Raw genomic sequence first — 24,706 nt, forward strand, 5'->3', positions numbered from 1 at the left:
TATTGGACGCTTTTTCTTATGCTGCAATCGGGCGTTGCTTCAGTTTCCCAATAAAAGAAACAACGAACAACACAGCCAAAAACAATGAAATCAGCAGTAGGAAACTAAACCCCGCATCAAACTCTAGGAAGAGACCACCCAGAAATGGACCTGTCAAACTGCCTAAGCTAAAGAAAATTCCGCATAACAAGTTCCCCGTCGGTAACAGATGCTTCGGTGTCAAATCGGACATGTACGAAATACCAAGGGAAAAAATAGAACCTGAAAAGAGTCCAGCAACGAAAAACATGGCTATAACAGCGATTGTAGATGTTTCCATAGTACTTGCGATGAAAAACGAGATTGATCCACCTCCAAGTGCAACAAGAAAGACAGGTCTTCTTCCTATCTTATCGGATAGCATCCCAAGAGGTAACTGAGAAATAATCCCTCCTACAGAAAATGTGGCTAGAATAATTGTTACAGATGTAAATTCAATTCCATTTCTGAGCGCATATACCGGATACATCGCGTTAAGTGTTGACTCAAGAAAACCGTATCCAAATGGCCCTAGAAAAGCGAGCCAAGCAACAGCCATTGTTCCTTTAAATCGTGCGGAAAGTCGTTCATTATCGGACTTTCCTTTCATAATATCCGGGAAGTCATTTTTCAGCATGAAGACTAGCGACCATGCAAGCATGCACAGTAATCCCGATACAATGAACGGTAAGCCTTCAAACACATTGACAAGTGGCGCGAATAAGGGACCCGCCGCAAATCCGACGCCGAATGACAAACCATAAATCGCAATATTTCGACCCAATCTTTGTTGCGGTGAAAAACTAGTAATCCATGTTTGAGTTGAAAAATGAAGTGCATGGTCCCCGATGCCAATAAACAACCTAAGTACGTACCAAAACACGACGCTTTTCCATAATGGGAACAGCAGTAACGATATAAAAACAAGCATGCCGCCCCCAACAATAATTGGCTTATAGCCAAAACGCCGGAGCGGCGCCTCCATAAACGGTGAAACAAGTAACGTTCCTATGTATAAACCCGTAGCATTCAAACCATTCATTGAACTCGAAATGCCATCCTTTTCGAAGATGGCCGAAATAAGCGGCAACAGCATGCCTTGTGAAAACCCAGAAATCGAGACAATAATAACAAGTATCCAAAAACGGCGCTTCTCTTGTTGTGAAAAAGTATCCATGAATAACCGCTCCCTGCTTTAAAGATCATTGTATAATTTTAGCACATGAAAACGGTGATTACGCAAAAAAATATAAAGGCCCAGTCCATATCTGTTTGTCAGATTACGGCTGAGCCTTTACGTATGAATTGAACCTTCACTTTCCATCTGCATAAGTCGTATTAGTCTCCTGGCACACTGCCAGCGGACACTTACGAATCCCCTCCTTCTTAAATTCTTTCACTTCGTCTTTAACCTGTTCTCGCTACCTTTCTATAATTTTATGTTTACTTCTCACATTTACATTCAAGCAATCACTAACGCTGTCTGTATTTTTTTGAGACTCCACCTCCACAGGACTAAATTTGGGTATAACGATACCTACATTGTTGAGCTTTCTTTTTTTTAATTAAAGTTCTCAACCTCCTTGGTTTCCGTTGTGATTACCCTTACCGTCATCCTCCCTTTCGTTTGATTAAATGAATCATAGCACATAGATTATGTATTGTAAAGATTATGTTAAAAAGAATATTCAACTACTTGAAAAGGTTCTATTCCCCTTCATTGATAAATTCCGTTTTTTCGTTTACGATTATACTAATGAAAAGAGGTGTACGGATTGGACAAAGCACAAAATAACGGACATGTTGAAGGATTAAAAACTAGGCTTCATCAATTTCTTGAAACGCTGGATACAATTGAACCAGAAACAGCTGACCTTCAGGAAATCGATCAGCTAATAAGTTTGCTAGACGACCTTGAAGAACAGATGGAAAAAATCAAATTAGATAAGTAACAGGCTATAACTACAGGGGGAAATCGAGAATGTACATAGAACAACTTGAAAAAAGCATGTATGATCTCATCTGCGAAACTTCCACGAATCTTCCAAAAGATGTGCGTCGAAAAATCCTTGCAGCAAAAGAGCTAGAAGATGCCGGTACACGGGCAGCAATGAGTCTTGAGACGATTACAAAAAACATCAATATGGCTGATGAAAAAATGTCGCCAATCTGCCAGGATACCGGCATGCCAACATTTAAAATCAAAACACCAGTTGGAGTCAACCAAATTGAAATCAAGGCAGCTGTTAAGCGCGCAATTGTACAAGCCACAAAAGACACTAAACTCCGTCCAAACTCTGTCGACTCACTGACAGGTGATAATAGCGGAGATAACCTTGGCACAGGTGTCCCCGTTGTGAAATTTGAACAATGGGAACAAGATCATATCGAAGTGAAACTGATTCTAAAAGGCGGCGGCTGTGAGAATAAAAACATTCAATATAGCTTACCTGCAGAACTCGACGGACTTGGTCGTGCTGGACGCGATCTTGATGGCATCCGTAAATGTATTTTACACTCTGTTTATCAAGCCCAAGGGCAAGGGTGTTCTGCGGGTTTCATTGGCGTCGGAATCGGCGGAGACCGCGCTTCGGGCTACGAACTTGCGAAAGACCAACTTTTCCGCGAAGTAGACGACCTAAATCCGAATCCGAAACTTGCTGACCTTGAAGAGTATGTCCTGGAATCAGCAAACAAACTCGGCATCGGTACAATGGGCTTCGGCGGCGAGGTTACCCTTCTCGGCTGTAAAATTGGCGTTATGCACCGGATCCCTGCAAGTTTCTATGTTTCTGTAGCGTATAACTGTTGGGCATACCGCCGCATGGCTGTGGATATCGATGCTGGATCTGGTAATATTACGAACTGGCATTACAATGATGGGGAAAAAATCGCTTTCGAACAAGATGATAATAACCAAGACGAAGCGAAACAAACTGCACGTACTGTCGAGCTCATGGCCCCAATTTCAGAAGAACAGATCCGTGATTTAAATGTCGGCGATGTTGTCAAAATCAGCGGAATGATGTACACAGGTCGTGATGCGATTCATAAATATTTATCAGAAAATGACTCACCTATCGATCTTGATGGACAAATCATTTATCATTGTGGCCCGGTTGTGATGAAAAATGAAGATGGTAGTTATGAAATCAAAGCTGCGGGACCCACAACATCAGCCCGTGAAGAACCATATCAAGGCGACATCATGAAAAAATTCGGAGTGCGTGCTGTTATCGGTAAAGGCGGTATGGGTCCGAAAACGTTGGCGGCTTTAGAAGAACATGGCGGCGTCTACTTAAATGCAATTGGTGGTGCTGCGCAATATTATGCCGACTGTATTAAAGCAGTCGAGGGTGTCGACCTTCTTCAATTCGGTATCCCTGAAGCAATGTGGCATCTGCGCGTTAAAGATTTCACCGCAGTTGTGACGATGGACTCGCACGGCAACAGCTTGCATGCTGATGTCGACAAGTCTTCCCTTGAAAAACTGTCTCAGTTTAAAGAAAAAGTTTTTAGCTAATTGAGTAAGGCATCTTAATGTCGGAGTAATCCCGGCATAAGATGCCTTTTTTTAATTAGACGTTGGTTAATAGTCCGTGAAGTAGAGCGAACTTGCGGAAATCTATACGACAGTCTAAAAACTCTATGACCAATCCACCGAACTGGACGACAGAACTAGAATAATCTGCGGTAAGCCTCACTAACTACTAACTCCCTCATCCCAACCTTCAATACAAAATAGTATCTATTTCTTTTCCAGTTGGATATACTATGGTTATTAACAATAATAATTATCAACTGATATCAATTATCATCTATCAACATTAGTCGGTTCCCATCAATGGGAACCGACTTTCATACTTTAATGAGCCATTTGAAATTGACTATCATTATCAATTAGGAGGTAATAACTGTGACTACTCTCACTGAACAACAGCCAAAAGAAGCTATAACATGGCCAGCACATCTTGAATTGATTGCTGCGATTCTATCAGGTGCACTAATTCTTACAGCTTGGATAAGTGGTAAGTACGGATTGGAAACCCTTTCTGTCCCCCTCTATATCACTGCCTTTATTATAGGTGGATTCGCCAAAGCGAAGGAAGGTATTGAAGATACGATTAATGACAAGGAACTGAATGTCGAGATGCTAATGGTGTTCGCAGCAATCGGTGCTGCATTTATTGGATACTGGGCGGAGGGAGCGGTCCTTATTTTCATCTTTGCACTCAGTGGTGCGCTTGAAAGCTACACGCTAAATAAAAGCCATAAGGAAATCTCCGCACTTATGGAATTACAGCCTGAAGAGGCGTGGCTCCTTCAAGAAGATGGTACTGCTATCAAAGTGGCAACCTCTTCCCTAAAGGTCGGATCCATTCTACTCGTCAAACCAGGCGAAAGGGTTCCGGTCGACGGGAATATCACTTTTGGTGTTTCTTCCATCGATATGTCTGCCGTTAATGGAGAATCTATTCCCGTCACAAAAGAAATCGGCGACGAACTATTCGCCGGTACAGTTAATTTAAGCGGTGCTATCCAAATAAAAATGACAAAGCCTAGTTCTGAAACACTTTTCCAAAAAATCATTACACTTGTTCAAAGTGCCCAAAGTGAGAAATCACCTTCACAGCAATTTATAGAGCGATTTGAAGGAACGTATGTAAAAGCCGTTATCATCATGGTGCTAATCATGATGGTTGTGCCTCATTATTTGTTTGGATGGGATTGGATGACTACGCTCTATCGGGCAATCGTCCTGCTCGTCGTTGCATCTCCGTGTGCGCTAGTCGCATCTATTATGCCAGCGACACTTGCCGCGGTCTCTAACGGAGCAAAGAAAGGCGTTCTATTCAAAGGCGGTGTCCATCTAGAGCATTTGGGTTCACTTAAAGCGATTGCTTTTGATAAAACCGGTACTTTAACGAACGGTAAACCAATTGTCACAGACTTCTATGTACGTGATGGCGCAGATCCAGATGCAACACTAACGATGCTTGCAAGTATTGAATCCCAATCGAATCATCCACTTGCTGTCGCGATTACAAAATATGCGGTCAATAAAGGAATAACCTTAGACCGAAATCTTCACATTAAAGATGTACCTGGCCACGGTATCCGGGCAATTATTGATACACAAGAATTTCTCGTCGGAAATCCACGTTTTGTCGGCAAAGAATTGACAGAGGAATTTCAGCAAGGCGTCGCACTCTCTCTTGCCGATGAAGGTAAAACAATTATCTTCATGAAAGATGATAAAGGTATTATCGCTGCGGCAGCACTAAGAGATTCGTTGCGCCCCGAGGCCATCGAGGCCATCACACAATTGAAAAAATCAGGCATTTTAACAATCATGTTAACAGGTGATAATGAAAAAACTGCTGCTGCTATTGCGAAACAGGCCGGACTCGATTCATACGTTGCAGAATGTCTGCCGGAAATGAAAGTCAATCATTTGAAACGCCTCCTGATCGACTACAAAAACGTAGGTATGGTCGGTGACGGGATCAATGATGCACCTGCACTTGCTACCGCAACATCAGGTATCGCAATGGGTGAAGGTACCGATGTTGCACTTGAAACAGCCGATATCGTTCTAATGCAAAATGACTTGAGACGTATCTCTTATGCCATCAAGTTATCTCGTAAAATGCAGCGGATTGTGAAACAGAATGTCTTGTTCTCCATTTCAATCATTTTGGTGTTAATTGTTTCAAACTTCCTGCAAGTCGTTGATCTGCCGCTTGGCGTTATCGGCCACGAAGGTAGCACTATCCTTGTCATTTTAAACGGGCTTAGGATGCTGAATCACATTGAATAATTCATTTATATCTCTCTAACGATATAATTGGAATAGAGATCCCCTTGTAAGGCGCCTTCGCTCCGTTTATATAGGTATTCACTCGTTCAACATATATAGAAAAAAAGCAATGCGTCATTGTTACATGACTGCATTGCTTTTTGCTTTTGCTCTTTTCAACTGAGTCCTCTCAAATGTGACGGCATTCAGCTGTCCGCCCAGTATCAGAATTATAGCTGAGAAATATAACCACATCATTAATACAATAATTGCTCCGATACTACCATATGTACCCGAATAGCTTCCGAAGTTATTGACATAGTATGAGAATCCAAATGATGTCAGAATCCAGCCTACCGTAGCAAATAATGCTCCTGGCAGCACACTTATAAAGTGAATTTTTAAGTTAGGTACCAGCCAATAAATAAGTGAAAATACGAAGAAGATTAGTACAGGCGGCAATACCCAGCGCAGACTCCCCCACAAAGTGATGAATCCCTCTTCAAGTCCCATATAAGAGAATACTAGTACGCCAATCTGTTGCCCGAACACTGGTAATACAAGGGCGACTACCAACACGGCGACGAGTAAGATAGTAAAGACAACCGACATACCGCGGGCCACGATGAACGAACGTGATTCCTCCGTAAAATAAGATCGGTTCAAAGCTTTCGTCAATGCGTTCATTCCTTTAGATGCTGACCACACCGTCGCAAGTATCCCAAATGATAGTAAACCACCATTGCGGTTTTGCAAGATTTCTTTTAATGTGTCCTCGATTAGCGTAGCAACGCTCTCTGGTGCATAGTCTCGAATCAATAAGAGAACTTCCGCTTGGTTAAAGTTTAGATAAGGTAACAATGTCATTATAAAGATTAGTAGGGGAAATAGGGACAAAAGGAAAAAGAAGGCGAGTTGCGAGCCAATGCCCGTCACGTCGACTTTTTTTATCCGGACAAGCAGTTCTTTGAAAAATCCATTTGTTGTCGTGACATCAAATTGCTCAAGTTCACCTTCTTTTACATCATCCAAAAACTTCATGGCTGCGGAGTCTGCCATAAAGCCATCCATCTTCTCCTTATACTTGCTAGTTTTCTCTTCTTGGATCGGTGTAGGTGTTGAACGTTCATCATTCTTCAAACTTTCGTCACCCCTTTCAATACAGTTTACTTTTAAAACCGACACTATATTCCTATGGTGCTTCACTAACAATTGACTTGTATTCATCTTTCGATTCAACAAATGCATCCTTCGTGTCCATGACTAAACCTTTAACTTGTGGCGTAAGTGCTTTTAACTCTTCTACTTGTGCTTTAAGATATGATGCATCGTCCGATAGTTGTTCAAAGACAGACTTATACTTGTCTTTCTTCTCTTCCAATTTCCATCTTAGCACATCAGTATTTTTCGCATAATACTTCATTTCTGATATACAATTATTTGATTTCTTTACGATATGTTTCCGCGTACTCCGATCGAACATACTTACAACCGCACCCGTAAGTGCACCAACAATAATAAACGTACCAAATTTGCTGTTACCCATTATAAGCCCTCCAATTCAAACTCTTTCGCATATACAATTATACCCCAGCTAAAGGAAATACAAACAAATTGTCGGATTTAAAAAAATAAAGCTTGACGAAAGCTGTTAATTTTCGGAATATTGACATTAAGGTTGACGAATTAGAGAGACTGAGAGGACGTGAGGATTCCGCAAAGTAGGTGTGTTTAAATCACGAAAAATCAAATTTGAGGAGTGGTCTAATTGTTCGATCAAATTGTTAACACAATCGTTAGTTGGCTTTGGAGTCCTATTTTAATTGGATTCATCGTTTTTTGTGGCATTTATTTTAGTGTTCGAACAAGGTTTTTACAGATTCGACTCATCAAAGAAATGATTAAACTTGTGTCCTCAGGAAAGGGTTCCGCCGCAGGTGTTTCTTCGTTCCAAGCGTTAGTGATGTCTCTATCAGGTCGTATTGGGGTAGGGAACATCGCTGGTACAGCAACAGGTATTGCTTTTGGTGGTCCTGGCGCCATTTTTTGGATGTGGGCCATTACCTTCATCGGGGCAACATCAGCTTATGTAGAGTCGACACTTGCTCAAATCTATAAAGAAAAGCAAGATGGAGAGTATCGTGGTGGACCCGCATTTTACATTGAAAAAGGACTTGGTTGGAAATGGTTTGCGGTCGTATTCGCGGTGGCAACACTCGTTGCAATGGCTTTCTTGATGCCAAGCATACAGTCAAATGCAATTGCAGACAGTATCCATAATGCTTTTGGTCTTGACAAGACAGTCACAGGTTTAATTGTTGTCGGACTTGTTGGTTTCACGATTTTCGGTGGCGTTAAACGGATTGCAAAAGTAGCAGAATGGGTCGTTCCTTTTATGGCACTTGCTTATGTACTCGTTGCGCTTATTGTAATTGGAGCTAATATTGGAGATGTACCAGCAGTTTTTGCACTCATTTTCAAAAGTGCCTTCGGAGCAGACCAAATGTTTGGTGGTATTATTGGTTCAGCGGTCATGTGGGGCGTAAAACGTGGTCTATATGCGAATGAAGCGGGTCAAGGTACAGGCGCTCACCCAGCAGCGGCAGCGGAAGTCTCCCACCCAGCGAAGCAAGGACTTGTACAAGCTTTCTCAATTTACTTAGATGTATTCTTAGTTGTTACAGCAACCGCCATGATGATATTATTTACCCAACAATACAATGTTATCGATGAAAAAACGGGGCAAACAATTGTTGAAAACATTCCAGGTGTCGAACCAGGAGCTGGTTATACACAAGCAGCAGTTGATACGGTCCTCCCAGGATTCGGTGCAGGATTCGTCGCCATTGCCTTATTCTTCTTTGCCTTCACAACCATTTATGCTTATTACTATATCGCTGAGACAAACTTAGCATACCTAGTACGTGGGAAATACAGGGGAATTTGTTTCATCATTTTAAAATTCGTCCTTCTAGGATCCATTTTCCTAGGGTCAATAAAAACAGCTTCAACAGCATGGGCAATGGGTGATATCGGACTCGGAATTATGGTATGGCTGAACTTAATTGCGATTCTATTACTATTTAAGCCAGCTAATATCGCTCTAAAAGATTACGAAGAACAACTTAAGCAAGGCAAAGATCCAGAGTTCAATTCAACTAAATACGGGATCAAAAACGCCGATTTTTGGAAAGATGGTTACAAGAGACCAGATGATGTCAAAGACAAAGAGAAATCATCAAGCTGAGGGGATTTTAATATCTTGATTTAGGAAAAAGAAAAACTACCGCCTTTGCTTATCCTTCTCGTCGAAACGGTTATCTTTTTAACAGTAATTTAACATTTAGTGTTCCGCACTGGATTACAGGACTTGGTGTTGTTGCAATTGGATTGCTATTCCTTGCTACATCAACAATATTCGGGTGGGCATATTACGGAGAGAAACGTTTCCAATATCTGTTCCCAAATCCTATGGTTCTGATTTACTACCGTATCGTATTCATAGGAGTCATCTTTGTAGGTGCTACAGCAACCCTTGATGCTGTTTGGTTATTCGCTGACTTAATGCAATTCCAAACTTAATTGGACTTCTCGGGTTATCTGGGGTCATCGTCTTTGAAACAAAACGCTTCAATGCAAAACTCAAAGAGGAAAGAGAAGCCGCAAAACGAGGTTGATTTCCAATTCTATTTGACAGTCCGGGAGAATAATGAAATGATAGGTCCAAAGCTTATCGAAAGGTGGACTATACTATGGATTTATCTAACCCAACACCAGAAAATGTTTCTTATATGATTGACAAAATTACTGAAAAACTTCGTATGGTTAATTCAGCCGCTATGAATCCGGAGAATTTCAGCACATCTAAATATGATGATTTGTACTATATGTACAAAATGGTCATGAAACGCACTAACATTACACCAAATGAAATGCAGGCAATTGCAGCTGAACTTGGTACGCTAAGAAGTTAAGCAATCCAAAAAGATTCACCGGTATGAATTTACCGGTGAATCTTTTTTCTTTGGATAAATTTATTCAAATGCAGTTCCATCTTCTAGTACAAGTGGCTGGATCAATACTTCTACCCGACGGTTTTTACTTCTTCCATCAGCTGTTTCATTTGATTCGATTGGCTGAAACTCGCCGTATCCTTTCGCACTGAATAAAAGTGGATTGATCTCTTCATTTCTCACAATACTTTTCAAGAAATTCACCGCTCTCATTACACTAAGCTCCCAGTTCGATTGAAATTGAGCATTTCCAATCGGAACATTATCCGTGTGGCCAGTGACGACGATATGACGAGGTGGGTCAAAAACAAGAAGTTCCGCAATATCATCTGCAATCCCTATATATTCAGGATTGATATCTGCCATTCCTGGACTAAAGAGGATACTGTCTCTAATTGTCACTAATAACCCTTCATCCGTCAGTTTGGTTTCGAACTGATTCTCCAGTTCATTCACTGCAATATACTCATCTACTCTATCTTGAATTTCAGTAAGTGACTTCTGATCTTCTATATAGGATGTATTCTCATTGTTGGTACCAATTGAATCCTTCGGTATCGGCACAGGTGTAGGAGCTGCATTATCCATCACACCTTGTCCACCATCAAATATTTCACTGAACACTGCTGACATCTGTTTAAGTTTGACTTCATCTACCGAGCTTGAGGCAAATAGTACGATGAATAACGCGAGAAGAAGAGTCATAAGGTCGGAGTATGGCAACAGCCATGACTCATCTATATGGTGGTCATCCTTTTTTCTCTTACGTCTCTTCGACAAACTCCCCATCCCCCTTATCGCTATTCTTTGTAACGGCCAGCTTTCTGCGTTCTTCCGCAGACAGATATGAGGACAGCTTCTGCTCAATAACACGCGGTGCTTCCCCTTCAAGAACGGAGAGGACCCCTTCAATCATCATTTTCTTCTGTCTTACTTCTTCGTGCGATTTACGTTTTAATTTATTCGCAAATGGATGCCAAAGCACATATCCAGTAAAAATACCAAGCAACGTCGCAATAAATGCTGCGGAAATCGCATGACCAAGCGCCTCGATATCATTCAAATTCCCAAGTGCTGCAATAAGACCTACGACTGCTCCTAGAACACCCAGTGTTGGTGCGTATGTGCCCGCCTGCGAGAATATTTGTGCTCCGGCAGAATGCCGATCTTCCATAGCTTCCACTTCTTCACTTAGCACATCACGGATATAATCGGCATTTTGCCCATCAATTGCGAGGCCCAATCCATTTTTCAAAAATGGATCATTAATTTCGTCTGTTTTTGCTTCAAGCGATAATAGTCCTTCACGTCGCGCAATATCTGCCCAACTTGAAAACATACGGATGATATCGGAATCGGAAGCAAGTTTCTGTTCTTTAAAAAGCACGCCAAATAATTTGGGTACACGTTTCAACTCATTCATTGGAAAGGCAATGATAACAGCCGCAAGCGTTCCTACAAGTATTATTAGTATAGCTGCCATATTAAATAAGCTATCTACCGGGACACCTTTCATCGTCATACCGACAAGAAGCGCAACAAACCCTAATACTAGACCAATTACTGTTGATAAATCCATAAGTTGACCCTCCAAGTATTCCATTCTTCTTCTTATTTCGGCATCTCCGGCCTATTCTTTAGGTGAACAGAAGTAATAAATATATGCAAGTTTTCATACTGTCACAATTTATCCTGTAAAAACCCTAATGGCTAAACTAACAATCCGTGGAGGCGAAGATTAACTTTTTCAATACATTTGACGTTGCAGGCCGGGCCTATAAATTGGTACTATTATAGAAGATAGAGGAAGGAGTTTTTATTTATGTCTACTTTCGAAAAACAATTATCTCGCTATGCTGAACTTGCAGTAAAGGTTGGGGTCAATATTCAACCAAATCAATACCTTTATATCAGTGCTTCAACAGAAACAACGGAATTTGTCCGTCTTGTAACTGAAAAAGCTTATGATGCGGGTGCACGTCAAGTATTTGTTGATTGGTCCGATGACACGATTTCCCGACTGCGTTATGAAAAAGCTCCAGCTGATTCTTTTGCTGAATTCCCTGAATGGAAAGTAATGGAACGCGAAACACTTGCAGAAAAAGGTGCTGCATTCATGAGTATCGTGTCCCAAAGTCCTGACTTATTAAAAGGAATTGAGCCATCGCGCATTGCCGACTCACAAAAAGCCACTGGACAGGCACTCGACAAATATCGGCAGTATGTACAGTCTGATAAAATCAGCTGGACAGTCATCGCCACCCCTTCAAAAGCATGGGCAGCAAAAGTGTTCCCAGAGCTCCCAGAAGAAGAACAGATTTCGGCACTTTGGACTGCAATTTTTAAAGCAGTACGTACAGACAAGCAAGACCCAGTGCAAGAGTGGATCAATCATGACAACCAACTGCATGCCAAAGTCGATTACTTAAATAACAAAAGATACCGCAAACTTCATTACAAAGCGCCAGGTACTGACCTGATTGTTGAATTGCCCGAAGGTCACTTGTGGTGTGGAGCCGGTAGCGTCAATGAGAAGGGAGATACTTTCATGGCTAATATGCCAACAGAGGAAGTATTCACTGTCCCTCTAAAAACGGGCGTCAACGGCTTTATATCAAGCACAAAACCGCTAAGCTATGGTGGCAATATCATCGATAACTTCAAATTAACATTTAAAGATGGACGTGTAACTGAGATTTCAGCCGAACAAGGTGAAGAAGTCTTGCAACGTCTAATTGATACAGATGAAGGTGCAAAACATCTTGGTGAAGTCGCACTTGTTCCACATGCTTCACCGATTTCCCAATCGGGTCTGCTTTTCTATAATACATTGTTCGATGAAAATGCATCGAATCATTTTGCGCTCGGCAGTGCCTATTCATTTTGTATTGAGGGTGGCAAAACGATGGCACGTGAAGAGCTTGTAAAACATGGTTTAAACCAAAGTATCACACATGTCGACTTCATGGTTGGTTCTGGGGAAATGGATATTGATGGAATTAATGATGATGGCTCTTCAGAACCTGTGTTCAGCCATGGGAACTGGGCTTTCTAATAATCGTCACAATTAGGTGAAACATTTCATGAACCCCTTAAATAATTTGGGTTTTTACTGTATACTGATGATAGTACCTAAACTAATAATTTTGAGAGGGGTCATATATATGGGCTTGATGTTCACTACAGTTATCGGCTTTATGGTTTGCCTTGGTATAACAGCTATGTTCACAATGCACTTTCTGTCTTCGGCTATGATTTCCGCCGATTCTTCAACAATTGATCCAAAACCAGACACAAACTTTTAAGAGTTGCCTTTAGGCAGCTCTTTTCTTTTTACATATTTTCAAGTATGATAAATAAAAACTTACAGAATGGGAGTATACGATGACAATTCTTTCAGAAATACTTGATTTTAATGATACATTTGTAGCTGAAAAACAATATGAACAATACGCAACAACAAAGTTTCCCGATAAGCGAATTGTAATATTAACATGTATGGATACAAGACTGACTGAGTTGTTGCCTAAGGCGATGAACTTAAAAAATGGCGATGCTAAAATTATTAAAAGCGCCGGTGCAGTCGTCACACACCCATTTGGCGGCATTATGAGAAGCTTGCTTGTAGCAGTTTATGATTTGCAAGCTGATGAAGTTTACATTGTCGGGCATCACGATTGTGGAATGAGTGCTGTCGATACAGGTCTCATTATAGAAAAAATGGTCCATCGCGGGATTGATAAAAATATCTTTAAAACTCTCAAGTACTCCGGTGTAGACATGGAAGATTGGTTACATGGGTTTGGCGATGTGACGGAAAGCGTCAAGATGAGTGTGGATGCTGTACGAAATCATCCCCTTATGGACAAAAAAGTAGCCGTTCACGGACTTGTCGTCCACCCTAATACTGGGAAGCTCGATATCATCATAGATGGCTATATGCACAATTCCAATGATTAAAATCGACGCATTTCCCGGGAAATAAACAAAAGCCGATTCCTATTTACAGGAATCGGCTTTTTATTTTAGCTATTAATTTCCGCAATGCGGTCTTACCCTTTCAAAAATCATCCTCCACAATAGCGTAGATATAATGGTCTTCCCAGACACCATTGATATAAAGGAGTTTGCGCAGCAGTCCTTCTTGGAAGTACCCAGACCTCTCCAGTACTTTTAACGAGCCGCTATTACGGGGTGAGACATATGCCTCGATCCGATGTAAAGCGACTTTATCGAATGAAAAATTAGTAACAAGACGAACCGCTTCCGTACCAATTCCCCTACCCGTTTCACGCTCATCGATTGAATAGCCGACAAAACCACTGGAAAAAGGAAGTCTTTTAATACTGTAAAGTGAGATATGACCAATTAGCCTACTTGTTGCCTTTTCGAAGATACCGAAGTTATATTCCCTTCGGTCCCGCATTTGGTAAATTGACTCCCTTATTTTCTCTCTTTGGACAGCCACGGTAAAATAACTACTTTCGTGCCGCGGTTCGAAAATAGACCAGTATTCTTTATTAGCGCTAAGTAATTCCGTGAAGCTAAATGCGTCTTCCTCTGTCAATATTCGTAAATAACAAGTTTGCCCTTCAAGCAAAATCAATTCATATTCACCCTTTTACCGAAGTAAGTTCCAAGAACTCCTCAACATCTTTTATGCATAACGCTACGCCTTTTGCCCAAAACTCTTGTTTCGTAATATCCTCACCAAGATGCTTCATCGCAAGGTCTTCGACACTCATAACCGCAGTGTCCCGTAAAAGCGCCATATATTTCTGTTCAAATCCTTCTCCATCTTCTAAAGCTTTTGCATAGATGCTAAGGGAGAACAAATAGCCGAATGTGTACGGGAAATTATAGAATTGCACGCCCGTAATGTAGAAATGGAGTTTCGACGCCCAGAAGTGTGGATGGACCGTATTAAGAGCGTCTCCGTATGCTTCTTTCTGCGCTTCTGCCATTAACTCGTTCAATCTTTCAGCCGACACGATGCCATTTCTTCGTTCTTCATAAAATCTCGTCTCAAAAAGGAATCTCGCATGGATATTCATAAAGAATGCAACACTACGTTGAATTTTATCTTCCAGTAATGCAATCTTTTCATCCTTCGTTTCCGCGGCTTTTACAGCAGCATCTGCGACAATCATCTCTGCAAATGTCGATGCCGTTTCAGCTACGCCCATCGCATATTGGCGGTTCATCCAATGGACTGGACGCAGTGCATATGAATGGAACGCGTGACCCAATTCATGGGCAAGTGTTGCAACGTTCGACATTGTTCCGCTGTAAGTCATGAAGATACGGGATTGTTCGGATGCTGGCATACCCGTACAAAAACCACCTGGACGTTTATTTGGGCGATCTTCCGCTTCGATCCAGCTATCTTCAAACGCCAGGCGAGAAAAGGCTTCCAATTCAGGACCAAACTCTCCAAAGTGTTTTAGGATGAATTCTGCACCTTCTTGATACGACATCTTCTTTGTTGATGCTGTAACTGGCGCATCAATGTCATACCAGTTCATTTTGTCAGTACCTAGCATTCTCGCTTTGACGTGCAAGTATTCTACAAACGGGGCTTTATTTACACCAATTGCTCCCCACATTGCATCAAGTGTCTCTTCGCTCATTCTATTTCGGAGGAGTGGCTCTTTCAATACTGAATCCCAACCACGTTTTTTGTATACTTCAAGCCTAAAACCCGCAATATGATTTAATGCAGATGCGAAGAAGTCCTCTTTTCCTTCCCAAGCTTCTTCCAACGCTTCAAATGAGCGCTTTCGCACATCTGCATTCTCATGCGAACTTAGGTTATTTGCCTGCCCAACGGAAAGTTCTTTCTCTTCTCCGTCCAATTCGATTTTGATTTTAATGTCACCAACGAGCATGTCGTATAACTGTCCCCACCCATGATAGCCGTCTACGCTTAGCGACGTGATCAAACTCTCTTCTTCTTCAGACAGTTTCAGGTTGACCTCTTCACGCCATTCATTCAGTACAAATGCAAATTCCTTCAGTTCATCCGATTCCATTAATCCATTCCATGTATCCTCATCTGCTTTTGCCAGCGTTTGTCGGATTTTAAGCCCGATTGTAGAAAAACGTGCCCCAAGGGATCCGGTTTCGCCTTGCAGTTGCAATGCTTTTTTATCTGTTGTATCCGCCGCAAGGAAACACCCAATAACGGCACCTGCCTGTGACAGGTCAAGTGCAACCTCTTTTAATGATTCAATAAGGTTTACAACTTCTTTTGACGCACCAGCTGACTGAGGAACTTCAAATGCAGAAGCCGTTTCTTCTAATGAACCTAACTTTTCTTTTACGCTATCCAAATGTGTCCGTAGTTCTGTCGATCCACTTCCACCTTTAAAGAAAACGTCAAGATCCCATACTTCAGAATACGTTTTTTGCGTCACTATTATTCCCCCTTAATTCATTCAAAATTTTCTAAAAACACAACTTGATTATAACATGAATTTTCGGTATGCGAAATAATGCAATTGTGACGGAAGGTTCATACTTTCCTTCGCAGGTTCCACCATTCCTCTGTATACTATTCAGTAGGAGGATTTAAATATGTTTAGAATTATAATTATGACCTTTTCGCTCATTGCGGTCGTTCTAGTCAATGCAGCTGCGAATATAATGCCTATCAATGGAAAAACAACCGGGCAAATCTCTAATAGTTTACCGGTACTATTTACACCTGCAGGATATACCTTTTCAATTTGGGCAGTTATTTATCTGCTTCTCGCTATCTGGTTATACGGCTTTATGCGCAACACAGTAAACATTAATCATGCATTATTCAATCGTAGGGTAGTTTTGTTTGTGCTCAGCTGCCTATTAAATATCACTTGGATTTTGCTTTGGCATTTTGGTTTCTTCGGATGGACAATTATTATCAATCTGGTTCTTCTTTTAACACTGTTAACCATTTATTTTACTTATTCTATAAAAAATAGTCATATTCATGGTAGAGTTCCGATTGCTGTCTATCTAGGATGGGTTTTTGTCGCGACCATTGCAAATATCAGTTACGTCCTTACTTTGCATGAATGGTCTGGTTGGGGACTAAGTGACCCGCTATGGACCGTCATCTACTTGACTATCGCAACCGCTATTGCACTTCATTTTTTATACCATTACGCGGATATAGCATTTAGTGCTGTCTTCATATGGGCATTTATAGGTATCACTGTGAAAAACGGTGCAGATGAACTATTCGTCTCTGCTGCAGCCCTATTTCTTGCAGCTACAATCGCAGGATTCATGTTCTTCAGACGAAAGTCATTCACACCAAAATAAAAAATCGCCGTCCTCCCACATTGGGCAGAACGGCGATTTTCTATTTTCTCTCTAAAAGACGCGGTGCTGTAGTGAATAATATTGACGCAACAATTGCTGATAATATTATTGAAGGTATCATGTAACTTGCATTGTATACGAGTGAATAGAGCCATACGGGCTGTCCCTCAGGTGCATAAGATGCAAAAAATACAATTCCACCAATGAAGTGAATCAAGTATCGAAGTAGGCCACCGATAACTGTCCCCACAACGATTGCTGTAACCATTGAGCCTTTGTTTCCTTTTACTTTACTACTTAACAGCCATGCAAGTGTAACACCTGCCACTCCAACCAACGTGTACGCCACGAAGTAATCAAGGGCAGCCTGTATTATATTAAAGACATAGCCTCCCATCATCAGTTGCAATAACCCGCTGACGAAGCCAGTCAGCATACCGCCTGCAATCCCCCATCTAAATGCCATGACAACAATCGGCAACATTGACAGCGTAACCGAGCCACCCTGTGGCATTTTAAAACCAATCTGATCAAGTACAAATGAAATTGCACCTAAAATAGCTATTTCAAGTAAAAGTTGAAGTCTTTTCCGATCCAAATTAATTCATCCCTTTCCTAGCTCAGCGAAAGATGTGGGCATAAAAAAAGACATCCCGAAATAGATGGGACATCGAATATGTCAATTTCCATCCACATTCCTACGCAAGAATAATCTTACAGGTTCTAAGGGTCAGGACGTGCTGTCCAATCTCAGCCAAATAGGCTCCCCCTGTGGTTCCAGTAATTTAGTTGTCTAGTTCATTGTATAAGATGGGGATCCTATAAGCAAGATGATTAACAGGGATGATAATTATCCTATATATGTTGAAATTAAGAATTCCATTAAATTCGCTGCGGCGCTAGGAGATGCCGCCAATCTCAGGCTCCAGTTAACCCTTGTATGGCCTCTTCGCCAAGTTTAATCTAGGGATTCATTTACTCAATATATATATAGTTAAACTAAAATGGAGGGATTCGTGTGTCGAACAATAAACTGTTAGCCGCCCTATGCTACTTTAGTGTCTTCTTCACCCCTTTACTTATACCCGTCATTATTTATTTCGTTTCGGATGACCGTGAAGTAAAACACCATGCCAAGCGCTCTCTCGTTTCACATCTTGTTCCTGTCGTACTTCTTATTGCAGGATTTATCATTTTTTCTTTTTCAATGTTTTCCTTTACCTACGACCTGAATGTAATGCCTAGTGGTAACTTTGGATTTTGGCAATTAACACCTGTCTTATTCATGCTAGTTTATGGAGTTTTGCTCATAGCAATTCTAATTTGGAATGTGTTTCAAGGTGTTAAAGTATTGAAGTGAATGTTTATAAAACCACCTATTCGGGAAAAAAGTAACAAATGCTGTGTTTAGGAGTGATTCGTAATGAATATTGGAAAATTATTAAAAACCGCTATTAAATTGGCGCCTATCGTCTATCCGATTGTTCGCAAAGTAATGAAAGAAAAAAAAGCAACAAGCACGACAATCCCAAAGAAATAATTCGACAGTCTGCAAACGTTTTTTAAGTTTGTAGGCTTTTTTGTTCAGCTCCATATGATATAGTATGGTATGGAAAAGAATGAACGGAAGAAAGGATTTGAACATAATGATTGCAAAAACTGAACAGGAAATTGAAGCGTTAAAGAAAATCGGCAAAATTGTTGCTGAAATCAGGGAAGCGATGAAAGAAGCAACTGTCCCTGGTAAAACGACGAAAGAAATTGATGACATCGGCGGTCGCTTATTCGAAGAAAAAGGTGCAATTTCAGGTCCTATCGCAGAATATGATTTCCCTGGATTTACATGCATCAGCGTCAACAGTGAAGTTGCCCATGGCATGCCTGGTTCCCGCGTCATAGAAGATGGAGATCTCGTTAATATTGACGTCTCAGGTTCCTACAATGGTTATTTTGCTGACACTGGCATTTCATTTGTTGTCGGTACACCCGATAAAAAGAAACAACAATTATGTGATGTGGCTAAGAGTGCATTTGAACGTGCAATGACGAAAGTTAAAGCAGGTTCAAGCTTAAACCAAATCGGTAAAGCAGTTGAACGCGAGGCAAAAGAAAATGGCTTAAAAGTCATCAAAAACTTGACTGGCCACGGCATCGGTAAAGCGTTGCACGAAGAACCTTCGCATGTACTCAATTATTATGACGCTTGGGATAAGACGCTTCTGAAAGAAGGAATGGTTCTTGCAGTTGAACCGTTTATCTCTGAAAAAGCAGAGCATATTATTGAATCAGGGGATGGCTGGACGTTCATTACACCAGACAAATCTCTTGTGGCTCAAATCGAACATACAATTATCGTCACAAAAGGCGAACCAATTATTTTGACGCAACTATAATTACTGCCTAATGCGTTCTTTCAATATATATAGAAAAGGGCTGTCCCTGGAAATCCAATGCACTTGGATTCCTGGATAGCCCTTTTTATTATTGTCTAGATATGTGGTAATAAAGTATTCCATTAAATTCACTACGGCGCTAGGGGATGCCTTCACTCGATTTATATAACTATTTTCCCACGTCTATTGATTAATCAAAAATCACCAGTGAATAACATGATCACCTACTGGGCGCTACTTGTATTCACAACAGGATTACCGAAAAAAGTGTGGCTAGAAGTGACAGAGTCACTTCTAGCCACACTTGCCTCATGGTAAATGTGTCGTGAATAGTTTGCCGAAAGCGAACCGGAAATGATTCAGTGAAAACGGAATTTTCTAAGCCCTATTCACCAGTATTTTATGCAAATAAATGGTTAATCAACACACGTGCTATTTTCCCGACATATATAGATTCCTTGCGCTTGTCTTATTTCTTTTTAGGAGCTGCAATTGTTTTTGAATTTCCTTCGGCAAGATGGCCTTTATACCATACTTTTTGAACCGTTTTAATTCCTTTAGTCAGCTTACGATAATCTCGTTCTTCTGGGTACGACAACAATGTCAATACTTCCCCGTCTCCGCCTGCTCGTCCAGTTCTGCCTGAACGGTGTAAATATTGCTCAACCGTATGTGGCACGTCGATGTGAATAACATGTGTTAAGCCATCAATGTCTAGCCCTCGTGCCGCAAGATCAGTTGCTATCAAAATCTTCAACTCGCCTTTACGGAAACTTTCCAATGTTTGCTGTCTCTCAAATTTCGTCATTTCTGAATGAAGAACCGCAATTGGTGCTTCGTTATACCTAAGCTTCATTTCTTTCATGCGAAGCTGATCCACATTATTAATAAATGCAAGAGCACGAATTCCATTCAAATAAGAAATCCCACGCAATACATCCGTTTTGTCCCGTGCATCCGTTTTCACAAATGAATGAACGACCTTACCCGATTTCGGCATTTCTTCCGCTCCAACTTGGATGCGGATTGGATCATTCATAAACTTGCTAGCAACAATTTCAATTTCATCTGTAATTGTCGCAGATACGGCAATAACTTGTCTTTCCGGATTTGCCGCTTCAATCATATTTTTCACAACGACACGATGATCACGCGCTAAAAGCTGATCGCCTTCATCAAGAACAATGTGACGAATATCATGCATTTTCAACTTTCTGACCTTGATAAGTTCAGCCAATCGACCAGGTGTTCCAACAACAATTGTTGGTTTTTTCTTCAATTGTTCAATCTGACGCTGCATATTGGCCCCGCCAATTAGTTGTGTAACCGTGATACCAGTTCCTGTTACCCATTCTCTGATAACATTAACGATTTGCATCGACAGTTCCTGTGATGGTGTTATAATCAGCGCCTGCGTCTGTTTTTTATCGCCATCAACCAATTGCAAAAGTGGCAATACAAATGCAAGTGTCTTGCCCGAACCCGTCGGTGACTCTGCAACGATATCTTTACCTGCCAGCATTTCAGGAATCATTTTCTCCTGGATTGGCATTTCGTACTCAAACTTCCATTTTTCTTTAAACATTTCGTCCATATTTTCTAAGAAGGACATCATTATCCCCACTTTCACTCTATTCCCTTCAGTTTATCATAATAGGCTCTGCTACACTCTATTTCTGACAAAACTGATTAAGGTTTTTTCCGTGCGTTGACACGCTGTTCGAACGCGTATGCATAGCCTATTAATTCAGGTTCAGTAAATGCTTTCCCTGAAAATGTAATGCCAAACGGTTCACCTGCCTCGGAATAGGCTGCTGGAACAGTAACAGATGGGAAACCCGCTGCCGCTCCGAAACTGCATCCATGATCTTGTGGAAATACTAGCGCTTGAATAGCATGCTCATCAAGTGCTTTGCCAAGTGCGATGTCCCCTGCCAAATGACGATTGCGGAGAAGTGCCTCTATATAAGCCCTTTCCGTCAGCGTTCCACTTGTTCGCTCCACTTTTTCCAGCATCACTTGACCGAATTTCAATGTTTCTTCTGCATGCTCATTGTTGAAGTTGATAATATCGGACAATGTACGAATCGCATTTGTTGCAGGTGTCTTCCCTAGATACGCATTCAAGGTCGCTTTAAATTCATAGAGAAGCACATTATAACCGAGGTCATTTTCCATTGTCCCTAATTCTACATCATCTATGATTACAGCACCTGCTGCCTCAAGTTCTTTGAGCGCGGCATCGAAAAGGTTCAAACGTTCCGTAGATGCTTCTCGTTCGAAAATCGTTCGTGCAACGCCAAGACGAACACCTTCAAGTGCTCTACTATCAAGCACAGACGTCCAGTCAATTCCTACTAGACGGGATGCCTCCGCTGTTACAGGGTCTTCTGGGTCCGTGCCAATCAGCAGGCTAAATGTAATTGCTGCGTCGTGTACGGTCCTTGCCATAGGCCCCGGAGTATCCTGTGTGTACGAAAGAGGCATCACCCCTGTACGGCTGATTGTTCCTACAGTCGGCTTAATGCCAACGAGCGAGTTCTGCGCTGAAGGGTTAAGGATTGATCCGGTCGTCTCCGTACCAATTGCCACAGCTGCCATATTTGCTGCAATGCCTGCAGCGGCACCCGAACTCGATCCACCGACATCAAATAAACCATATGGATTATTCACTTGACCACCACGTGAACTCCAGCCGTTCGTCATCCGATCGGACATAAAATTCGCCCACTCTGTCATATTCGTCTTTCCGAGAATAATAGCTCCCGCATCACGTAATTTCTTAACGAGAAAAGAATCCTCTGCCGCATAGAAATCCTTAAGCGCAAGTGACCCACAACTCGTATGCATCATGTCGCGGGTCCCCATATTATCTTTCAATAAAATCGGAATACCATGAAGAAGTGAACGGATCCCTTTTTCCCGTCTTTCTACGTCAAGAGCCCTAGCAATCTGTACAGCTTGTGGGTTCAACTCAAGCACTGCATTTATATTTTTGTTCCTATATGAGATCGTGTCAATATACATAAACGTAAGCTCTTCAGCCGATAACTCTCCGCTACTCATCTTTACCTGCATGGCAGAAATTGTTGCTTCATCTAGCCAATCGCTTTGAAGTTTTTTTAACTTGTCATCTAACATCGGATTTCCCCACCATTCTGAACCTTATCGCACTAGTTTACCTCAATTGGTTAAACATAAGACAATACACGCTAAAAATACCGGCTGATGCAATGGTTCCAGCCGGTACGATATTATTCGGTACGTATTATATAGGCTTTCATAAGTGCGTAAAGCGGGAGTTCGTAAAGATGTTTCCCATGTAGTTTGAAAACCCCATCTTTCACAAGTCTTTGGATGACTTTCTCTCTCTTCAAATCCATCTGTGTTTCTTCCATCTTTCTCATGCTGTAAGTTCCTCCTTGATGTCGAATCCACAACATGTATTCCTCTAATGACCTTATTTCAAACATAAAACCGCTAATTTTTCACTTAAGCAACCATATATGCGATAATTAGAATAGCAATTGGACGGAGATAAGTTCTGTCCTATTCATGGAGGGATTTAGGTTGACGATTTTCTTAACGGGTTCTACTGGCTTTCTTGGTGGTAAATTACTAAATAACTTACTAGAAACGACTGATCATACATTATTTGTACTCGTTCGGGATATGGACAAAGCTCAACGACTTGTCGCGAGTCTCTCAGGGGATGCCGCGAACAGAATCCAACTTTTAAACGGCGATATTACACAACCGCTTTTCGGACTTTCTGACGATGTCATTCATGAATTACAAGGCAAAGTCGACCTGTTTTATCACATCGCAGCTCTTGTGAAATTCGATGAAGAATTACGTAAAGAGCTCTTTTCAGTCAATTACGAAGGTACAAAAAACGCGTTGGAATTGGCCAAACTATTTAATGTAAATCAATTCATTTATATCAGCACTGCTTACACTGTTGGGAAACGTGCGCATGGTGTAGAATCACTCTATCCAATCGATGCAAACGTTCATAATCCTTATGAAGAGAGCAAAGTAAAATCAGAACACCTCGCCCTATCCTATTCCGATTGTATGGATGTATCAATATTCCGTCCTTCAATTATTGTTGGTGATTCAGAAACAGGCGAAGCTGATTCTGAGTTCACGCTTTACGGTTTTATGAGGGCACTTGATGTGTTCAAGCGTCGTATAGCTAGATCTTCTGACAAGGCTGATGTTATTTACCGTGTCGTCGGAAGTAAAAACGCAACATCGAACTTTGTTCCAGTCAATTACGTTGCTGATATTTTAGCATTGGCTGCAAGTAAAGCGGAGGCTGGCAAGATTTACAACATCACAAACCCCTCGCCTGCGACGAATTACGATCTTCTATCTCTCATCAAAAACGCACTTGATTTTCAACAGTTGGAAATCATCGAGAACGCAGAACCTGGAATGCTGACAGCTGAGGAAGAGAGGCTGAACGGCATGATTAGTGTATTCAATGCCTACTTATCCCGCTCATTCAATTTCGATGACAATAACACGCAGCAACTTATTGAAGGAACTGATGTTAAGCATTTGGAGATGGACGAACAAACGACAAAGTTAATCATCGAAGCTTACTTCGCTGTTTAGAAATATATTTCAACACGTCTGGTGAGTAGGGCTTGATGACCTTGATTTTCACTGGACTATTTTCGGCCCGCTTTCGGCTAACTATTCATGACAGATTTACTGAGGGATCCTAGTGTGGCTAGAAGTGTCTCCGACACTTCTAGCCACACTTTTTTCAGTAATCCTGTTGCAAATAGTTGCCTGTCGCGTTCCTACACTATTCAAGTGAAAAATGCAGTAGTTTTGGAAGAAAAGAATAGATGACATTCTATGTAGAGTGTAAGTGCCCGAAGATACAATTTCAGGCACTCTTGCACGTTGTACAATGCGTTCCTTTCTTACTTTCAGTAAAGTTTATGCCTCTAATTCATGTGATGTCTTATAGAAAGCGACACTTCTTTACTAAAAAAAGTAAAAACCATATAGGAAGAATCAGCCGGATAAGAAGCCAAAAATTCTTTCGTCCCAAAAAGATTCAGCGCTACGAGTACTTATGGATTTGGAGCACGACAGATAAAGTTAATCTTCAATCAGAGGGGGTTCTTCATCCCTCACTGATTGTTAGTTTAACC

General features: G+C 41.3%; 23 protein-coding genes, 1 pseudogene and 1 riboswitch. Of the genes and pseudogenes, 13 read left to right on the forward strand and 11 right to left on the reverse strand.

Features of this window, described 5'->3' with window-relative positions:
- Nucleotides 1-16 precede the first annotated feature (16 nt).
- Nucleotides 17-1,195: an MFS transporter gene (locus tag MKZ26_RS11295; protein ID WP_340766248.1), complete on the reverse strand. Its 1,179-nt coding sequence runs from the start codon at nt 1,193-1,195 to the stop codon at nt 17-19.
- Nucleotides 1,196-1,793: 598 nt separating this feature from the next.
- Here MKZ26_RS11295 and MKZ26_RS11300 point away from each other — a divergent pair.
- The 3 genes from MKZ26_RS11300 (at nt 1,794) to MKZ26_RS11310 (ending at nt 5,839) form a co-directional block, all read left to right on the forward strand.
- On the forward strand, nt 1,794-1,970 hold the full coding sequence (locus MKZ26_RS11300) for an SE1561 family protein (RefSeq protein ID WP_187046647.1): 177 nt from the start codon (nt 1,794-1,796) through the stop codon (nt 1,968-1,970).
- A 29-nt stretch (nt 1,971-1,999) separates the two neighbouring features.
- The gene (locus tag MKZ26_RS11305) at nt 2,000-3,541 is read left to right on the forward strand and encodes a fumarate hydratase (RefSeq protein WP_340766249.1); all 1,542 of its coding nucleotides are present in this window, start codon (nt 2,000-2,002) and stop codon (nt 3,539-3,541) included.
- Between the two features lie 393 nt (nt 3,542-3,934).
- On the forward strand, nt 3,935-5,839 hold the full coding sequence (locus MKZ26_RS11310; protein WP_340766250.1) for a heavy metal translocating P-type ATPase: 1,905 nt from the start codon (nt 3,935-3,937) through the stop codon (nt 5,837-5,839).
- Between the two features lie 120 nt (nt 5,840-5,959).
- On the opposite strand, the gene MKZ26_RS11315 is transcribed toward MKZ26_RS11310, so the two are convergent.
- A complete protein-coding gene (locus MKZ26_RS11315) occupies nt 5,960-6,958 on the reverse strand; it encodes a YihY/virulence factor BrkB family protein (RefSeq protein WP_340766251.1) in 999 nt (332 codons plus the stop codon).
- Nucleotides 6,959-7,010: 52 nt separating this feature from the next.
- Entirely contained in the window at nt 7,011-7,364 is a 354-nt protein-coding gene (locus MKZ26_RS11320) for a YtxH domain-containing protein (RefSeq protein WP_340766252.1), read from the reverse strand.
- A 222-nt stretch (nt 7,365-7,586) separates the two neighbouring features.
- Between MKZ26_RS11320 and MKZ26_RS11325 the strand changes: the two genes are divergently transcribed.
- The 3 genes and pseudogenes from MKZ26_RS11325 (at nt 7,587) to MKZ26_RS11335 (ending at nt 9,792) form a co-directional block, all read left to right on the forward strand.
- Complete coding sequence (locus MKZ26_RS11325; RefSeq protein WP_340766253.1) at nt 7,587-9,065, forward strand: alanine/glycine:cation symporter family protein; 1,479 nt, start codon at nt 7,587-7,589, stop codon at nt 9,063-9,065.
- Nucleotides 9,066-9,190: 125 nt separating this feature from the next.
- A pseudogene (locus MKZ26_RS22360) lies at nt 9,191-9,495 on the forward strand (alanine:cation symporter family protein); the annotation flags it as partial.
- A 75-nt stretch (nt 9,496-9,570) separates the two neighbouring features.
- On the forward strand, nt 9,571-9,792 hold the full coding sequence (locus tag MKZ26_RS11335; protein ID WP_067205771.1) for a DUF1128 domain-containing protein: 222 nt from the start codon (nt 9,571-9,573) through the stop codon (nt 9,790-9,792).
- A gap of 60 nt (nt 9,793-9,852) precedes the next feature.
- On the opposite strand, the gene motB is transcribed toward MKZ26_RS11335, so the two are convergent.
- Together motB and motA are read right to left on the reverse strand one after the other, a co-directional pair.
- A complete protein-coding gene (gene motB / locus MKZ26_RS11340) occupies nt 9,853-10,611 on the reverse strand; it encodes a flagellar motor protein MotB (RefSeq protein WP_067205768.1) in 759 nt (252 codons plus the stop codon).
- Nucleotides 10,595-11,410 carry a flagellar motor stator protein MotA gene (motA, locus tag MKZ26_RS11345; RefSeq protein ID WP_067205766.1) on the reverse strand — a complete coding sequence of 272 codons (816 nt, stop codon included), beginning with the start codon at nt 11,408-11,410 and terminating at the stop codon, nt 10,595-10,597. Before motA ends, motB begins: the two co-directional genes overlap by 17 nt.
- Before the next feature lie 243 nt (nt 11,411-11,653).
- Between motA and MKZ26_RS11350 the strand changes: the two genes are divergently transcribed.
- Both MKZ26_RS11350 and MKZ26_RS11355 read left to right on the forward strand, forming a co-directional pair.
- Nucleotides 11,654-12,886, forward strand: a complete 1,233-nt coding sequence (locus tag MKZ26_RS11350; RefSeq protein ID WP_340766255.1) for an aminopeptidase — start codon at nt 11,654-11,656, stop codon at nt 12,884-12,886.
- A 329-nt stretch (nt 12,887-13,215) separates the two neighbouring features.
- Nucleotides 13,216-13,791, forward strand: coding sequence for a beta-class carbonic anhydrase (locus MKZ26_RS11355; protein ID WP_067205761.1), 576 nt, complete (start codon nt 13,216-13,218; stop codon nt 13,789-13,791).
- A 100-nt stretch (nt 13,792-13,891) separates the two neighbouring features.
- Here the strand turns inward: MKZ26_RS11355 and MKZ26_RS11360 are convergent, their stop codons facing one another.
- Together MKZ26_RS11360 and MKZ26_RS11365 are read right to left on the reverse strand one after the other, a co-directional pair.
- Nucleotides 13,892-14,437 carry a GNAT family N-acetyltransferase gene (locus MKZ26_RS11360; protein WP_067205759.1) on the reverse strand — a complete coding sequence of 182 codons (546 nt, stop codon included), beginning with the start codon at nt 14,435-14,437 and terminating at the stop codon, nt 13,892-13,894.
- Between the two features lie 7 nt (nt 14,438-14,444).
- The gene (locus tag MKZ26_RS11365; protein WP_340766256.1) at nt 14,445-16,247 is read right to left on the reverse strand and encodes a M3 family oligoendopeptidase; all 1,803 of its coding nucleotides are present in this window, start codon (nt 16,245-16,247) and stop codon (nt 14,445-14,447) included.
- Between the two features lie 160 nt (nt 16,248-16,407).
- Here MKZ26_RS11365 and MKZ26_RS11370 point away from each other — a divergent pair, with 160 nt between their 5' ends.
- Entirely contained in the window at nt 16,408-17,139 is a 732-nt protein-coding gene (locus tag MKZ26_RS11370; protein WP_187046641.1) for a tryptophan-rich sensory protein, read from the forward strand.
- Between the two features lie 40 nt (nt 17,140-17,179).
- Here the strand turns inward: MKZ26_RS11370 and thiT are convergent, their stop codons facing one another.
- Nucleotides 17,180-17,737, reverse strand: coding sequence for an energy-coupled thiamine transporter ThiT (gene thiT, locus MKZ26_RS11375; RefSeq protein WP_187046640.1), 558 nt, complete (start codon nt 17,735-17,737; stop codon nt 17,180-17,182).
- An 80-nt stretch (nt 17,738-17,817) separates the two neighbouring features.
- Nucleotides 17,818-17,919: riboswitch (TPP riboswitch) on the reverse strand.
- A gap of 238 nt (nt 17,920-18,157) precedes the next feature.
- Here thiT and MKZ26_RS11380 point away from each other — a divergent pair.
- The 3 genes from MKZ26_RS11380 (at nt 18,158) to map (ending at nt 19,532) form a co-directional block, all read left to right on the forward strand.
- Complete coding sequence (locus MKZ26_RS11380; RefSeq protein ID WP_187046639.1) at nt 18,158-18,499, forward strand: DUF4870 domain-containing protein; 342 nt, start codon at nt 18,158-18,160, stop codon at nt 18,497-18,499.
- A 63-nt stretch (nt 18,500-18,562) separates the two neighbouring features.
- Nucleotides 18,563-18,679 (forward strand): hypothetical protein, encoded by a 117-nt coding sequence (locus MKZ26_RS11385; protein ID WP_338653596.1) that lies wholly within the window; start codon nt 18,563-18,565, stop codon nt 18,677-18,679.
- 106 nt (nt 18,680-18,785) lie between these two features.
- Nucleotides 18,786-19,532, forward strand: a complete 747-nt coding sequence (gene map, locus MKZ26_RS11390; protein WP_340741415.1) for a type I methionyl aminopeptidase — start codon at nt 18,786-18,788, stop codon at nt 19,530-19,532.
- 469 nt (nt 19,533-20,001) lie between these two features.
- Here the strand turns inward: map and MKZ26_RS11395 are convergent, their stop codons facing one another.
- The 3 genes from MKZ26_RS11395 to fbpA all read right to left on the reverse strand — a co-directional run bounded on the left by MKZ26_RS11395 (nt 20,002) and on the right by fbpA (nt 22,939).
- The gene (locus tag MKZ26_RS11395) at nt 20,002-21,144 is read right to left on the reverse strand and encodes a DEAD/DEAH box helicase (protein ID WP_067205742.1); all 1,143 of its coding nucleotides are present in this window, start codon (nt 21,142-21,144) and stop codon (nt 20,002-20,004) included.
- A 77-nt stretch (nt 21,145-21,221) separates the two neighbouring features.
- Entirely contained in the window at nt 21,222-22,673 is a 1,452-nt protein-coding gene (locus MKZ26_RS11400) for an amidase family protein (protein WP_340766257.1), read from the reverse strand.
- A gap of 113 nt (nt 22,674-22,786) precedes the next feature.
- The gene (gene fbpA / locus MKZ26_RS11405) at nt 22,787-22,939 is read right to left on the reverse strand and encodes a Fur-regulated basic protein FbpA (protein WP_340741413.1); all 153 of its coding nucleotides are present in this window, start codon (nt 22,937-22,939) and stop codon (nt 22,787-22,789) included.
- A gap of 163 nt (nt 22,940-23,102) precedes the next feature.
- Between fbpA and MKZ26_RS11410 the strand changes: the two genes are divergently transcribed.
- On the forward strand, nt 23,103-24,155 hold the full coding sequence (locus tag MKZ26_RS11410) for an SDR family oxidoreductase (RefSeq protein ID WP_340766258.1): 1,053 nt from the start codon (nt 23,103-23,105) through the stop codon (nt 24,153-24,155).
- The last annotated feature ends 551 nt before the right edge of the window (nt 24,156-24,706 follow it).

This window comes from Sporosarcina sp. FSL K6-6792 (assembly GCF_038004885.1).
In the GTDB taxonomy this organism is placed as follows: Bacteria; Bacillota; Bacilli; order Bacillales_A; family Planococcaceae; genus Sporosarcina; species Sporosarcina psychrophila.

What these genes read in the sequence shown, in the direction of transcription:
- MKZ26_RS11355 (WP_067205761.1), top strand. Translation starts at nt 13,216, where the DNA reads ATGACAATTCTTTCAGAAATACTTGATTTTAATGATACATTTGTAGCT.
- motA (WP_067205766.1), bottom strand. Translation starts at nt 11,410, where the DNA reads ATGGATTTATCAACAGTAATTGGTCTAGTATTAGGGTTTGTTGCGCTT.
- MKZ26_RS11395 (WP_067205742.1), bottom strand. Translation starts at nt 21,144, where the DNA reads ATGTCCTTCTTAGAAAATATGGACGAAATGTTTAAAGAAAAATGGAAG.
- MKZ26_RS11295 (WP_340766248.1), bottom strand. Translation starts at nt 1,195, where the DNA reads ATGGATACTTTTTCACAACAAGAGAAGCGCCGTTTTTGGATACTTGTT.
- fbpA (WP_340741413.1), bottom strand. Translation starts at nt 22,939, where the DNA reads ATGAGAAAGATGGAAGAAACACAGATGGATTTGAAGAGAGAGAAAGTC.
- MKZ26_RS11335 (WP_067205771.1), top strand. Translation starts at nt 9,571, where the DNA reads ATGGATTTATCTAACCCAACACCAGAAAATGTTTCTTATATGATTGAC.
- MKZ26_RS11320 (WP_340766252.1), bottom strand. Translation starts at nt 7,364, where the DNA reads ATGGGTAACAGCAAATTTGGTACGTTTATTATTGTTGGTGCACTTACG.
- MKZ26_RS11400 (WP_340766257.1), bottom strand. Translation starts at nt 22,673, where the DNA reads ATGTTAGATGACAAGTTAAAAAAACTTCAAAGCGATTGGCTAGATGAA.
- MKZ26_RS11385 (WP_338653596.1), top strand. Translation starts at nt 18,563, where the DNA reads ATGAATATTGGAAAATTATTAAAAACCGCTATTAAATTGGCGCCTATC.
- MKZ26_RS11370 (WP_187046641.1), top strand. Translation starts at nt 16,408, where the DNA reads ATGTTTAGAATTATAATTATGACCTTTTCGCTCATTGCGGTCGTTCTA.
- MKZ26_RS11350 (WP_340766255.1), top strand. Translation starts at nt 11,654, where the DNA reads ATGTCTACTTTCGAAAAACAATTATCTCGCTATGCTGAACTTGCAGTA.
- MKZ26_RS11305 (WP_340766249.1), top strand. Translation starts at nt 2,000, where the DNA reads ATGTACATAGAACAACTTGAAAAAAGCATGTATGATCTCATCTGCGAA.
- map (WP_340741415.1), top strand. Translation starts at nt 18,786, where the DNA reads ATGATTGCAAAAACTGAACAGGAAATTGAAGCGTTAAAGAAAATCGGC.